This is a genomic window from Lysinibacillus sp. FSL K6-3209 (assembly GCF_037976175.1).
In the GTDB taxonomy this organism is placed as follows: domain Bacteria; phylum Bacillota; class Bacilli; order Bacillales_A; family Planococcaceae; genus Lysinibacillus; species Lysinibacillus sphaericus_D.
The window spans coordinates 2,641,174-2,655,235 of record NZ_CP150264.1 but is presented as its reverse complement, the minus strand read 5'-3'; the positions used below and the strand labels follow the sequence as shown (position 1 = coordinate 2,655,235).

11 protein-coding genes are annotated in these 14,062 nt (G+C 37.9%); 9 read left to right on the top strand and 2 right to left on the bottom strand.

From position 1 onward, the window contains the following. Nucleotides 1-7: 7 nt before the first annotated feature. From leuC to MHH88_RS12820, 8 genes are all read left to right on the top strand, one after another. Nucleotides 8-1,417: a 3-isopropylmalate dehydratase large subunit gene (leuC, locus tag MHH88_RS12855; protein ID WP_339258534.1), complete on the top strand. Its 1,410-nt coding sequence runs from the start codon at nucleotides 8-10 to the stop codon at nucleotides 1,415-1,417. 32 nt (nucleotides 1,418-1,449) lie between these two features. Next, nucleotides 1,450-2,040 (top strand): 3-isopropylmalate dehydratase small subunit, encoded by a 591-nt coding sequence (gene leuD / locus MHH88_RS12850; RefSeq protein ID WP_024361062.1) that lies wholly within the window; start codon nucleotides 1,450-1,452, stop codon nucleotides 2,038-2,040. Between the two features lie 190 nt (nucleotides 2,041-2,230). Beyond that, nucleotides 2,231-3,112, top strand: coding sequence for a ribokinase (gene rbsK / locus MHH88_RS12845; protein WP_339258531.1), 882 nt, complete (start codon nucleotides 2,231-2,233; stop codon nucleotides 3,110-3,112). 263 nt (nucleotides 3,113-3,375) lie between these two features. Next, nucleotides 3,376-5,229, top strand: a complete 1,854-nt coding sequence (locus tag MHH88_RS12840) for a dynamin family protein (RefSeq protein WP_339258529.1) — start codon at nucleotides 3,376-3,378, stop codon at nucleotides 5,227-5,229. A 457-nt stretch (nucleotides 5,230-5,686) separates the two neighbouring features. Next, nucleotides 5,687-6,691, top strand: a complete 1,005-nt coding sequence (locus MHH88_RS12835) for a LacI family DNA-binding transcriptional regulator (protein ID WP_339263060.1) — start codon at nucleotides 5,687-5,689, stop codon at nucleotides 6,689-6,691. Nucleotides 6,692-6,785: 94 nt separating this feature from the next. Further along, nucleotides 6,786-8,207, top strand: coding sequence for an aldehyde dehydrogenase family protein (locus tag MHH88_RS12830; protein WP_339258527.1), 1,422 nt, complete (start codon nucleotides 6,786-6,788; stop codon nucleotides 8,205-8,207). Between the two features lie 24 nt (nucleotides 8,208-8,231). Then, nucleotides 8,232-9,077 carry an N-acyl homoserine lactonase family protein gene (locus MHH88_RS12825; RefSeq protein WP_069513181.1) on the top strand — a complete coding sequence of 282 codons (846 nt, stop codon included), beginning with the start codon at nucleotides 8,232-8,234 and terminating at the stop codon, nucleotides 9,075-9,077. A 17-nt stretch (nucleotides 9,078-9,094) separates the two neighbouring features. Continuing rightward, the gene (locus tag MHH88_RS12820) at nucleotides 9,095-10,282 is read left to right on the top strand and encodes an iron-containing alcohol dehydrogenase (RefSeq protein WP_339258524.1); all 1,188 of its coding nucleotides are present in this window, start codon (nucleotides 9,095-9,097) and stop codon (nucleotides 10,280-10,282) included. A gap of 50 nt (nucleotides 10,283-10,332) precedes the next feature. Here the strand turns inward: MHH88_RS12820 and MHH88_RS12815 are convergent, their stop codons facing one another. Continuing rightward, complete coding sequence (locus MHH88_RS12815; protein ID WP_025219855.1) at nucleotides 10,333-10,842, bottom strand: ferritin; 510 nt, start codon at nucleotides 10,840-10,842, stop codon at nucleotides 10,333-10,335. A 259-nt stretch (nucleotides 10,843-11,101) separates the two neighbouring features. Next, entirely contained in the window at nucleotides 11,102-11,860 is a 759-nt protein-coding gene (locus MHH88_RS12810; protein WP_069513183.1) for a TerC family protein, read from the bottom strand. A gap of 449 nt (nucleotides 11,861-12,309) precedes the next feature. On the opposite strand from MHH88_RS12810, the gene MHH88_RS12805 reads away from it, so the two are divergent. Next, on the top strand, nucleotides 12,310-14,061 hold the full coding sequence (locus MHH88_RS12805) for an ABC transporter ATP-binding protein (protein ID WP_339258520.1): 1,752 nt from the start codon (nucleotides 12,310-12,312) through the stop codon (nucleotides 14,059-14,061). Nucleotide 14,062: the final 1 nt, after the last annotated feature.

Here is a 14,062-nt window from a genome sequence, read left to right as displayed (position 1 = left end):
GAAGACAATGGGAAAAAATATAATTGAAAAGATTTGGGATAAACATGTTGTTTATCAGGAAGAGGGCAAACCGGACCTGTTATATATTGATCTTCATTTAATTCATGAAGTAACTTCTCCGCAAGCATTTGAAGGTCTACGCATAAATGGACGGAAAGTGCGTCGTCCTGATTTAAGCTTTGCGACGATGGATCATAACGTGCCAACGAAAAATCTACCGACAATCAATGATCCAATTGCACGCAATCAAATTGAAACACTGGCGAAAAATGCTGCTGAATTCGGAGTTGAGCTGGCAGGTATGGGTCACCCTGACCAAGGGATTGTCCACGTGATTGGACCAGAATTAGGTTTAACACAGCCTGGCAAAACAATTGTTTGTGGTGACTCGCATACATCTACACACGGTGCATTTGGTGCCATTGCATTTGGTATCGGTACATCCGAAGTAGAGCACGTAATGTCTACACAAACATTGTGGCAAAACAAGCCAAAAACGATGGAAATCCGCGTTGAAGGAGAGCTACCGGTTGGCGTTGCTGCTAAGGATATTATTTTAGCAATCATCTCGAAATTCGGTATTGGCGTTGGTACAGGACATATTGTGGAATTCACTGGAGAGGCAATTCACAAACTGTCAATGGAAGAGCGCATGACTATCTGTAATATGTCCATCGAAGCGGGTGCAAAGGCTGGTCTTGTATCACCTGACCAAATCACAGTGGATTATATTCGTGGCCGCAAATATGCACCACAAGGTGAGAAATTTGAAGAAGCGACAGCTTATTGGCTAAGTTTAGCATCCGATGAAGACGCAACATATGATGAAGTCCGCATCATTAAAGCAGAGGAAATCGAGCCGATTATTACATGGGGTACAAATCCCTCAATGGGCGCGGGTGTATCACAAAATGTTCCTACGCAAGCAGATTATCAGGATGAGTCAGATAAAGCCGCACTTCGTAAAGCACTTGCCTATATGGGCTTAGAAGAAGGGCAACCATTAACTTCAATCGATATCCAATACGTATTTATCGGCTCATGTACGAACTCACGTTTAAGTGATTTACGAGCTGCTGCAAATGTTATTCAAGGACGTAAAGTGCATGAAAACGTAACAGCAATTGTTGTCCCAGGTTCCCATTCCACAAAAAAACAAGCAGAAGCAGAAGGTTTAGATAAAATTTTCATTGCTGCAGGTTTTGAATGGCGCGAATCCGGTTGTTCAATGTGCTTAGCGATGAATGATGATGTGGTCCCAGCTGGTAAACGCTGTGCATCTACCTCAAACCGTAATTTCGAAGGTCGTCAAGGTGCTGGTGCTCGCACGCACTTAGTATCACCTCCGATGGCAGCCGCTGCAGCGATTGCAGGTCACTTTGTAGATGTACGAGAATTCGTGAAGGAAACTGTGTAAACGCACCATTTACACGGAAAGGATGATTGAAAATGCAACCAATTAATATCGTAAATAGTGTGATAACACCACTTGATCGTAAAAATGTCGATACAGATCAAATCATTTCAAAAGAGTTTTTAAAACGCATTGAGCGTACAGGCTTTGGTCAATTTTTATTTTATCATTGGCGTTTTGATGCACAAGGCAATGAAGTACAGGACTTTGTATTAAATAAAGCAGAATTTAAAAACTCTAAAATTTTAGTAGCGCAAGATAATTTTGGCTGTGGCTCTTCCCGTGAGCATGCACCGTGGGCAATTTTAGATTATGGCTTTAACGTCGTTATTGCCCCTTCATTTGCGGATATTTTCCATAATAACTGCTTCAAAAATGGTATATTACCTATCAAATTAACGGAAGCAGAGTGCGATGAAATTTTAGCAAAAGGTTTAGAGAAGCCTTATCATGTCGAAGTAAATCTTGAAGCACAAACAGTAACAGGTGAAGATGGCAAAGTTTATACATTTAACATTGATTCTTATTATAAAGAAACATTATTAAATGGCTGGGATGAAATTGCCCTAACATTTAAATACGAAGACCATATTGCTGCCTATGAAGCACAACGTGTAGCCTACTAATGGGCAAGTAAAGCTGAGAAAAGTGTTAGATTGACTGGAATCAATCTAACACTTTTTTGCTGTAAACGTTTTTAGCTTTGATGGGGAATGTTGCCAGCGCAGAGACTTCGAAATATTGGAACATGGAAGCCTTTGTCTTTCTTTTGTCAAGTCGTTAAAATAGAAAGAAGGAATCGAAAGGATGATTTAGATGATTACAGTAATTGGTAGTTTAAATATGGATTTAGTGATACAAATGGCGGATTTCCCGCAACTGGGAGAAACAGTTCTTGGGCAACAATTTCAAACAAGTCCTGGAGGAAAGGGGGCTAATCAGGCGATTGCAGCGGCTCGTCTAGGTAGCAGCGTCACAATGATTGGTTGTGTAGGCGATGATCGTTTTGGGCATACATTGCGAACGGTTTTGAAGCAGGAGCATATTGATACAACATCGCTTCTAACAACTCCAGAATCAACGGGCATTGCAAATATTTTAGTGCATCAAAATGATAATCGTATCATCGTAGTACCAGGAGCAAATTATATGCTGAAACCAACACATTTGGATGCTGTAAAAGATGTCATTATGCAAAGTCAAATGGTGATCTTACAGCTTGAAATTCCGTTGGAGACGACAGCACATGCTATAAAATTATGTAAAGAAGCGAATGTACCAGTGCTGTTAAACCCAGCCCCTGCGGCGAACTTTGATATGCGCTGGATGGATGATATTACCTACTTGACACCAAATGAAGTGGAGTGTGCCCAGCTATTTGGAAATGATTTCGATCAAACGCTCGAAAAATATCCGAATAAACTAATTATTACACTTGGTCGTGATGGGGCGCGTTATTTTGATGGCGAATATCCTATTCATGTCCCTGGCTATATGACAAAAGCAGTGGATACAACTGGAGCTGGGGATACTTTTAATGGAGCGCTTGCCTATGCATTAGTAGAGGGGCAGTCGTTGGATGAAGCAGTATACTTTGCGAATATAGCGGCCTCGCTTGCGGTTGAGCAAGTAAGTGCACAAGGCGGTATGCCAACACTTAGTAAAGTTTATGCGAGAATGGCTGGGTTGGACGAATAAATAACATTATGTTTCACAAGTAAAGTGATAGGATGTGTGGATTTTTTCTAGTAATTAGCATGAGGCACTATCATTGCATATACCTAGTTGTGCGATAAATGTGAAAAATAGAGAAATTTAACCTAAGAAGGAAATCCTATTTGTGACAACTCGAACTAAGTAGTTTGTCCTTTTTTGTCATAAAATTTTATGACTATATATAAGAAATCGAATAGTTTCATTTATAATGGAACTATAGATACATATGAAAGTAGGTTTTGAGGATGACGAATATTGACACTACGCCAATCGACTATACAGCCTCAGCGAATAATATTTTGCCACAGTTTGTGGATCGTTTACGTCAACTGCACAGCATTATTGTACAAAATACATATGTGAAAGATACAGCTAAGCACTTAAATCGTATAATCCAAGATGCAAACAATCAAACAATGGTACTGATAGTCGGAAAAGAACGAGTAGGAAAAACAACAATGGTGAATGGTCTTCTTGGTCGTTCTATTTTACCTGTAAGCGATCAAAATCCGACAGGGGTTAACACGTTTTTACGATATGGTGAGCATGAGGAAATTAAAGCATATTTTTTAGATGGTATGGTGGCAATATTTGATATGAGCAAATTAGAATTACTTACTACAGGTGATACGTTTGCATCACAAATTTTACGTGAACATTTAGATTATCTAGAAGTATATGTGAAGCATGAGTTATTAAAATCTGTGACAATTATCGATTCGGTCTCATTAGAAGCGGGTGGGGGAGAGATGGCATACTTCTCCGAATCGCTAATCAATCGAGTGGATGAAATTTTTTGGGTGTTACGTTCAGAATCAATGGCAATCGATGCAGAAGTTTTATTAATGGAAGCCTTAAAAAATAAAGGGGTAGTTCCACTTTGTATCGTTAATGGCATTGATAAAAATAATAATACAGAAGCATTTATTCGTTCTGAAAAAGAACGAATTGGTCATTTATTAAGTGATTTTGTAGCCATTTCAGCAATGGATGCCCTTGAAGCACAACAAACAGACAATAAAGCGTTATGGCAGCGTAGCCAATATGATAATCTAATTGCACAAATTCAACGTGTTGCGGAGAATAGCGATAAAAAAACGTACGCCATTATTATTCGTTTTTTACAATGGCTGGAGCGTTTCCGTTTCGAATTAACAGTTATACCGCAACGTGACCCGTTTCAATCAGCAGTAGAAAACATAGAAAAATTTGCGGGAGATACACAATATGAATTTTCGCGTTATCAGCGTGATTTAGCCATTGTACAAGAATATGAACAGGAATACGAGCAGGTAGCAAACGTCTTCAAAAATGTTCAAACTTTGTATCAGCTCTTACAAACGATATCACAACATGATTATTTACAAGATGATTTCGTTGAACAATTTACTGAAAAAGCAGTGATCTATCAACAGGCATTACGTGAATATCGTAATATGCATAATGAATATATGAGAGAATATGAGCGTTTGGACGCACAACATAAAAAAATTCATGGAAAAGGGTTGATGAAAGCCATTTTTGGCCATCATACACAAAATGATTTTTTCAAAGAACGTGTTCTGCGTTTAAATGAACAGCAAGAAGTGTGTGTTACGCAGCATGCGAAAGTACTGGAAGCGGAAGCTATCATTGTGGAAGAAATGCATACAGTCCAAAACTATTTGATTGAGTTATCTAAAAAACGTTTAGCTCGAATTGAGAAAAAGGTAAACGAGCTGAATCAGCAACGTGCAAAAGAGAAACGCCAACTAAAATTATATGCTGCTAAGTTAAATGAATTTTCTTGTTTAATCGGGGCACAAGGATTTATTAAAGAAAATATCCAACCGTTTCTTATGGAAGAAAGGATGCCACTGCGCCCGAAAGATCAGCAAATGCTAAAAGAAACAATCGATTCGATTACGAGCATTGATTTATCCAAAAATGGCTTACTGGCGAGAAGTCAAATGAATAACAAAATGGAAAGTGTAGCCATTCCATTTGATGTTGAAAGTAAGTATCTACTACAGCCATTACGACTTGCCGAGACGGATGTTAAATCAAACGATATACCCGCCATACCGAATAAATTAGAAATTCAATATGGTATCGAATAATAGTTGTTAGTTCAAGAGGTTGGGGCAAAATAGAAAAGGTGTTAGATTGATGGCAGTCAATCTAATACCTTTTTTGCTACGTCGTTGTTGTCCGCTACGGCGGTGCTTTCCGCGGGCACACCGTAAGCCGCAACCCTCGCTAACGCGCGGTCTGTTACGTCTTACATTGTGTGCTGTTCCCGCAGGAGTCACCGCTTCCGCTACCAACAACTAGTGAACACTTCTGAATTTTTATTTATTGCAAAAGCAAGAATAGCTAAGTTCTCCATATAGCAAAAATTTATGAACACCTTTCCTCTGTTCCTTAAATTTTTTTAGTTATGCCCCAGTCTCTTTATTTTATATAGTATATTGCAGATAAAATGGATAACTTTGATTGTGCTTATACCTTAACTAGTTTAATGCTATTAACATTATCCTTTTGATGGTATAAAATAGGCATAGAAAGATGAAATGGGTGGTTTTTTTGGTTTCTTCTAAAGATGTAGCAAAGTATGCCGGTGTTTCACAGACAACTGTTTCACGAGTGTTAAATACTCCAGAACTCGTGAAACCGAAAACATTAAAAAAGGTCATGGAGGCAATTGAACAATTAAATTATGTCCCAAACGATATTGCAAGATCACTTGTACAACAAAAGACAGGGATAATTACTTTAATTTCTGGACCTTTGCATAATCCATTTTTTGTCGATACAACAACCGAAATTGTAAATTATGCAAATGCCAGAGGTTATAAGGTAAACGTGTATTTTGGAACGGAAGATAATCTAGCGACTATTTACAATTCCGTGTTAGAAACAAAGGTGGATGCGATTATTTTATCATCTATAAGGTATAAGGATCCATTATTTTATAAACTTGAAAAACTGGAGATACCTTTTATTATGTTTAATCGTAAACATCAAGAAAATAGACATTTTGTAGAAATAGATAATATAGAAGCAGGCTATTTAGCGACTAATCATCTACTGACTTTAGGACATACGGACCTTTGTTGGATAGGGGGGCCCCATGAAATGAGTACGTTTTTGGGAAGATATGAGGGTTTTAAAAAGGCGTTAGTAGAGGCGGGCATAGCAATAAATACAGTGCCGACATTTTTTACAAATACGAGCAAAGGTGATATAAAGCGAGTGTTTGAAGAACTATTGGTGCTATCTCCAAGACCGACAGCAATTTGCGCTGCAACAGATGCTATTGCCATTGAAATACTCAACCAATGCTTAGAACAAGGATTGGATATTCCTAACGATTTTAATGTAATTGGAATTGATAATGTAGAGCTGAGTAAACATCAATCTATTTCTTTGACGACAGTTGGCATCAAATCAGAAAAAAATTTAGGGTTTTTAGCGATTGAGAAATTATTTGATGTAATGGAGAAAAAAAGTACTTGCATCCAGCAAACAGAATCTGTTAAACTTTTCCCAAGAAACACAACAGGTAAAAAAATGAACTGATTAGTGTCAGTTTATTTTTTTATACTAGAATGGTTACGTATTCATTTCTTTATTTTCTGAAATGAATACGTAACCATTAAAAAGGAGTGAGGATTTGAAGAAACATTTACTGTTGAATGGTGAGTGGCGTATGACGGATCAATATTTAGATGTTTATGCCCCGTATTCAAAAGAATTAATTGGTCAGTTTGCGATAGCAACTGAGATTGATGTGCAACAGGCAATTGAGTCCGCACATGCAGCTACTTCAAAAATGGCAATGTTAACAGCAATTCAGAGAGCTCAAATTTTGGAACAATTATCGAATTTATTTGCTGAGCATCGAGAAGAAGCGGCTACTATTATTTCGTTAGAATCTGCAAAGCCACTTAAGTATGCAGTTGCAGAAATAGACCGAACAATTGAAACATATAAGTTTGCCGCTGAAGAAGCGAAGCGCCTTGCAGGTGAATTGATTCCGATGGATGCTTCAAAAGGTGGAGAAGGGCGCTTTGCTTATACGTTGAGGGAACCGATTGGCGTTATAGCGGCAATTACGCCATTTAATTTCCCTCAAAATCTTGTCGCACATAAAGTCGGCCCAGCATTAGCGGCAGGAAATACAATTGTGTTAAAACCGGCAACACAAACGGCACTATCTGCACATTTTTTAGCAAAATTACTTGCGCAAACAGACTTGCCTGCAGGTGCATTTAATTTAGTTACGGGCTCTGGAAAACTCATCGGGGATACATTTTTAGCACATCCCCAAGTGAAAATGATTACATTTACAGGCAGTCCAGCAGTAGGTATCTCCCTTCGTAATCGAGCAGGATTGAAAAAGGTAACGTTAGAACTTGGTTCTAATGCGGGAGTAATTGTCGATGGAGGTGTTCCATTAGAAAACATAATGGATCGTATTGTAATGGGAGCGTTTTCAAACCAAGGTCAAGTCTGTATTTCCTTGCAACGTATTTATGTTATGGACAATGTTCTTGATTCGTTTTTAAAACAGTTTACAGAAAAAATTATCCAACTAAAGTTAGGGAATCCGCTTGACCCAAAAACAGATTTAACATCAATGATTTCAGAAACTGAACAACAACGTGCATATGCTTGGATTCAAGAGGCAGTAAATGAAGGGGCACAAATTATTACTGGAGGTCGAATTGAAAACAATATTTTATTACCTACAGTCCTTTATAATGTACCATCTCACAGCCGCGTTTCCTGTGAAGAGATTTTCGCGCCTGTCGTTATCATTAACACTGTGTCCACAATAGATGAAGCAATCGAAGCAATAAATGATTCGAATTATGGTCTACAAGCTGGCATCTTTACTACATCTATTGAAACAGCGTTTAAGGCATCCAAAAAATTACAAGTAGGTGGTGTCATTATAAATGATGTACCTACATACCGAGTAGATCATATGCCATATGGAGGAGTAAAAGACAGTGGAACAGGTAAGGAAGGTATTAAATATGCAATCGAAGAAATGACCGAAATGAAACTAGTTATTTGGAATAACAACTAATAATGAAATGGGGATGTTTGTAAAATGAAGATGATAAACAAGCACGCTAAACTATTTGTTATGGATAATGGAACGATGCGCATGGATAAAAACTATATGATTGCAATGCATAATCCAGCAACGATTGATCACCCGAATCAACCAAATGAATTTGTTGAATTTCCGGTTTATACAGTTTTAATTGATCATCCAGAAGGAAAAATTTTATTTGATACAGCATGTAATCCAAACTCAATGGGACCCGAAGGAAGGTGGGGTGAATTTACACAAAAAGCATTCCCTATTAATATGCCAGAAGAATGCTATTTACATCATCGGTTAGAAGAATTAAAAGTTCGCCCAGAGGATATTAAATATGTAGTTGCTTCACATCTTCATTTAGATCATGCAGGTTGTTTAGAACTTTTTACAAATGCAACGATCATAGTGCAGGAAGATGAATTTAATGGAACGTTACAAACATACGCGAGAAATGTTAAGGATGGTGCGTATGTTTGGGGTGATATAGATATGTGGATTAAAAACAACTTACAGTGGCGCCTAATCAAACGTGGTGAAGATAATGTGAAACTTGCAGAAGGTATAAATATATTGAATTTTGGTAGTGGGCATGCTTGGGGTATGCTAGGCTTGCATATTAATATGCCGGAAACAGGGGGAATCATTTTAGCGTCAGACGCTATTTACACAGCTGAAAGCTTTGGACCACCGGTTAAGCCTCCTGGTATTATCTATGATTCAGTAGGTTATAACTCAACTGTTGAACGAATTCGAAGATTAGCAAATGAAACAAATTCACAAGTATGGTTCGGCCATGACCCCGTGCAATTTAAATCATTTAGAAAATCAACAGAAGGCTATTATGAATAGATAGGAGTATAACGAACATGAGTAAACTTACCTTTACTCCTACAAACTATATAGGTTGGGGGAGTCTACAGCATTTACTTGTAGAAGTAAAAAAATTCGAAGCAAAGAATATATTAATCGTAACGGACCCGTTGTTAAAAGAGTTAGGTATAGTGGAGCATATTAATAAGCCTTTACAAGAGAATGGTTATCGTACGACCCTTTATACTGACATTGCTCCAGAGCCACCTCTTGCAATTGGGGAACAATTGGTAGACTATACAAGAAAGCATCAATTTGATTTAGTTCTCGGATTAGGTGGCGGAAGTGCATTAGATTTAGCAAAGCTAGCTGCCGTATTAGCTACTCATGACGGCAAAGTCGCTGATTATTTAAATTTAACAGGTACAAAAACACTTGAAAATAAAGGGCTTCCCAAAATTCTAATTCCAACAACTTCGGGTACAGGGTCGGAAGTTACAAATATTTCGGTTTTATCGTTAAAAACGACTAAGGATGTCGTGACACATGATTATTTACTAGCTGATGTAGCCATTGTAGATCCAGAATTAACAATTTCTTTGCCATCAAAGGTAACGGCTGCTACGGGCGTTGACGCGTTAACACACGCAATTGAAGCATATGTTTCAATTAATGCAAATGAAGTGACAGATGGTCTTGCACTTCAAGCGATTAAATTAATTAGTAGTTCAATTCGTACAGCGGTACATGACGGTAAGAATAAGCAAGCACGCTCAGATATGAGTTATGGCAGTTATTTAGCAGGCTTAGCATTTTTTAATGCAGGTGTAGCAGGGGTGCATGCTTTGGCTTATCCTCTTGGTGGTCAATACCATATTGCACATGGAGATTCGAACGCTGTATTACTACCATACGTTATGGGCTATATTCGTCAAAGTTGCGAAAAACGCATGAAGGATATTTTAGATGCAATGGGATTGTCAACTAGTTATTTATCGCAAGAAGATGCTTCCTTTAAATGTGTAGTGGCATTACAGCAACTAATAAAGGATGTAAATATTCCTTCAACTTTGAAAGGGTTTGCCATACCGGAATTAGCACTTGAACAATTAACGGATGATGCCACGAAACAGACAAGAATTTTAGCGCGAAGTCCGATGCCGTTGAATCGAGAAGATATTTTGGCTATCTATCGCGCAGCATTTGATGGGGAAATTCGCGAACCGAAACGACAAACAATGTAGACAATAAATAATGAAGGGCCGTATCAATGGATACAGCCCTTTATTATTTATTAAGCTTCAGCACCAGGTGTAAATGTTCGTGTAGCTAATTCCGCATCAAGCATAAAGATAGCATTGGAATCATTTTCAATGCGTTCAATTTTTCGGATTAATGTATCGAACGTTGATTCTTCTTCTACTTGCTCATCAATGAACCATTTTAAAAATGCCATTGTTGCGTGTTCACGTTCATCTAATGCAATATCGGATAAGTTGTAGATACGACGCGTTACTTCTTTTTCATGTGACAAAGCTGTTTTAAAAGCATGCAAAATAGAGTTGAAATGATTTTCTGGACTGTCAAAGCCATGGATTGTTGCACGATAACCCATATCACTTAAAAAATTATAAAATTTCATTGCATGGAAACGTTCTTCTTCTGCTTGCACTAAAAAGAAATTAGCAAACCCATCGTAATCTTGATCTGTGCAAAATGCGGCCATTGCCATATAGGCATGCGCGGAGTAAAATTCAAAATTCATTTGTTCGTTAAGTGCTGTGTGTAGTTTTTCAGATAACATAGTAGTTCCTCCCTTTGCAGTAAATACCTTCTACTTCTCATAGTATATAGCGAAAGGTGGTCAACATACAGAAAAAGATATTTTTCGTCATAAATGCTGCAAAATTAAATTGATATTCGTTCTCAATTAGAAGATTTAGTTTTTTAATTTTGGAGAATCGCCACGAAACGAACGCAAATCGCCACCAAGCTAGTAAAAGACGCCATCTGTTTTTGGCAAAAAAATTCGCCTAGACGTTGAGTCTAGACGAAATGATACATTATGCTTCTTTCTTTTGGTTTTTGACACCAACTAAGTAACCGATTAGCGCAATCGCAAGTAACACGATCCAGAATGTTGCTTTCCACATTGTTGAATGTGGGAATTCGTGAGGAATAAAGCCTAATTTTTCATGTGCTAATGTTAAGACTGCTAACTTTACGCCAACCCAACCAACGATTAAAAATGCAGCTGTTTCAAGTGACGGGAATTTTTCTAGTACACGTACGAACCAGCGTGCCGCAAATCGCATCATAACAACCCCGATAATACCACCAAGGAACATAACACCGAATTGTCCTGCATTAATACCACCGACATCGAAATTACCTAAGTGCGGCAATGTCACAGCGATTGCTACTGCAGCTAGAATGGAGTCTACTGCAAAGGCAATGTCCGCCAGTTCTACTTTAATAACGGTCATCCAGAAACCAGATTGTTTTTTAGGTTCTTTAATTTCATCTGATTCTCCGGCGGCTTTCCGCGAATCGTAAATATGTTTAATTGACATGAATAACAAGTAAGCAGCACCTAATGCCTGAATTTGCCAGAAATTCACGAGTGTTGTAATTAAAAATAGTGCGGCAAAACGGAAAACGAATGCACCAACTAATCCGTATAATAATGCCTTTTGTTGTTGTGCTTTTGGTAAATGTTTTACCATCACGGCCATTACGACCGCGTTATCTGCTGCTAACAGACCTTCTAGTACAATTAATACGACAAGTACCCAAGCGTATTCTAATAAAATCGCTTCCAAATATGTTTCCTCCTTTGTTGTGGACAGAAATGAATAATATGCTCTTTCCTATTTTTAATTTTAGGCAAAAGAAAAAGACCCATGCCTAAAAAATAGGCAAAGGTCTTGCTAAGCAATTATTTGGAAGCTCCAAATAATAATTTGTACCAATAATTTCTAGTACAGTACTCATCTATGTAGGAAATTAGATGAGTTTGCTATCACACCCGATGGCTGCTACCATGTAATGACGAATGTGAAATCAGATGTATCGCTCACATCTGCTAGCTACTCCCCTTTGACAAAAATGTCAAAAGCTATTCAATTCTTCTTACTAAGGATTATAGCACGTTGTTCGCAAAAAGCAAATAGAAATGTAATGGTATACTAAATTTTTTCCTAATTTTTCTCATGAGTGGTACTATATGATGATAAGTGAATTTTTTTAACAACTTAGAGGGGAGACATATATGTATAAAAAGTTTTTTTCATACTACAAACCACATAAACGATTATTTGCTATTGATTTTTCCAGTGCCATTGTCGTAGCAATACTAGAGCTAGCCTTTCCTTTAGCTGTACAATGGTTTATTGACAAGCTACTTCCTACAGGAGATTGGGGCATGATTGTTAAAGTGAGTATTTTACTATTACTAGTATATGCTCTTAGTACAGTACTAAACTTTATCGTCAATTACCTAGGGCATAAACTTGGCATCAATATTGAAACCGATATGCGACAGGAGCTATTTAATCATGTACAGCGTCAATCATTCCGTTTTTTTGATAATACAAAAACGGGTCATATTATGAGTCGAATTACGAATGATTTATTTGATATAGGAGAGTTTGCTCACCATGGACCAGAGGATTTATTCATTGCCATCATGACATTTTTGGGCGCTTTTGTCATTATGTTTAATGTCAATCCAACACTTGCGCTAATAGCAGCTATTATGGTGCCATTTTTAATGTGGCTTGTTACGGTTAGTAACATCAAGATGAATAATGCATGGAAAACGTTGTACGGAAAAATTGCAGATGTCAACGGTCGCGTAGAGGATAGTGTGTCTGGAGTACGCGTTGTGAAATCATTTACAAATGAAGCATTTGAAATGGAGCGTTTTAAGGAACAAAATAGCTATTTCCGTTCAGCAAAATTATACGCCTATAAAATTATGGCCGGGGCGCATTCAAGCATCTATATGATGACTCGTTTGTTAACATTAGTAGTCCTAGTTGTGGGCGCATGGTTAAGCTTTAATGGGAAATTATCGTATGGGGGACTTGTTAGCTTCGTTTTGTATACGAATGTTCTGATTAAACCTATTGATAAAATTAGTGCTTTGCTAGAACTGTATCCAAAAGGTATGGCAGGCTTTAAGCGCTTTCGTGAGTTGATAGAGCAGGAGCCTGAAGTTCAGGATCGAGACGGTGCACAACCAGTTACACATTTATGCGGGGACATATCATTTAAAAATGTCGATTTTAATTATGATGCGTCTAAAGCTGTTTTAAAAGATATTTCATTTGATGTACGGGCAGGCCAAACAATTGCCTTTGTAGGACCATCGGGTGCAGGGAAAACTACTATATGTTCTTTAATTCCAAGATTTTATGATGTCCATCAGGGAGCCATTACGATTGATGGTTTGGATGTGCGAGATATGACTCAAGCCTCTCTTCGTGAACAAATCGGTATTGTCCAACAGGATGTCTTTTTATTTACAGGAACAATTCGAGAAAACATTGCTTATGGACGTTTAGGAGCAAGTGATGAAGAGGTTCAGGAAGCTGCTAAAAGAGCCCATCTCGAGTCCTTTATTGCTGAATTGCCAGATGGTTATGAAACACAAATTGGTGAGCGTGGCTTAAAGTTATCAGGCGGGCAAAAGCAACGTATTGCTATTGCTCGTATGTTCTTGAAAAATCCACCGATTTTAATTTTAGACGAAGCAACCTCTGCGTTAGATACCGAAACGGAAATGATTATCCAACAGTCGTTAGCAGAGCTTGCTGAAAATCGAACAACGCTTATTATTGCACACCGCCTTGCGACTATCCGCAATGCAGATCGTGTGCTTGTTGTAACACAAAACGGGATTGAAGAGGACGGCACGTATGAGGAATTAGTTGCACAAGATGGTATTTTTGCTAAACTTCATCATATTCAATTTCGCAAAGCCGAAAGTGAAAGAGTCATTCAACCAATTGAAAGTTAAG

Bases quoted from the DNA above. Each gene is read 5' to 3' on its own strand.
- MHH88_RS12805 (WP_339258520.1), top strand. From the start codon at position 12,310: ATGTATAAAAAGTTTTTTTCATACTACAAACCACATAAACGATTATTT.
- MHH88_RS12825 (WP_069513181.1), top strand. From the start codon at position 8,232: ATGAAGATGATAAACAAGCACGCTAAACTATTTGTTATGGATAATGGA.
- leuD (WP_024361062.1), top strand. From the start codon at position 1,450: ATGCAACCAATTAATATCGTAAATAGTGTGATAACACCACTTGATCGT.
- MHH88_RS12820 (WP_339258524.1), top strand. From the start codon at position 9,095: ATGAGTAAACTTACCTTTACTCCTACAAACTATATAGGTTGGGGGAGT.
- leuC (WP_339258534.1), top strand. From the start codon at position 8: ATGGGAAAAAATATAATTGAAAAGATTTGGGATAAACATGTTGTTTAT.
- MHH88_RS12840 (WP_339258529.1), top strand. From the start codon at position 3,376: ATGACGAATATTGACACTACGCCAATCGACTATACAGCCTCAGCGAAT.
- MHH88_RS12815 (WP_025219855.1), bottom strand. From the start codon at position 10,842: ATGTTATCTGAAAAACTACACACAGCACTTAACGAACAAATGAATTTT.
- rbsK (WP_339258531.1), top strand. From the start codon at position 2,231: ATGATTACAGTAATTGGTAGTTTAAATATGGATTTAGTGATACAAATG.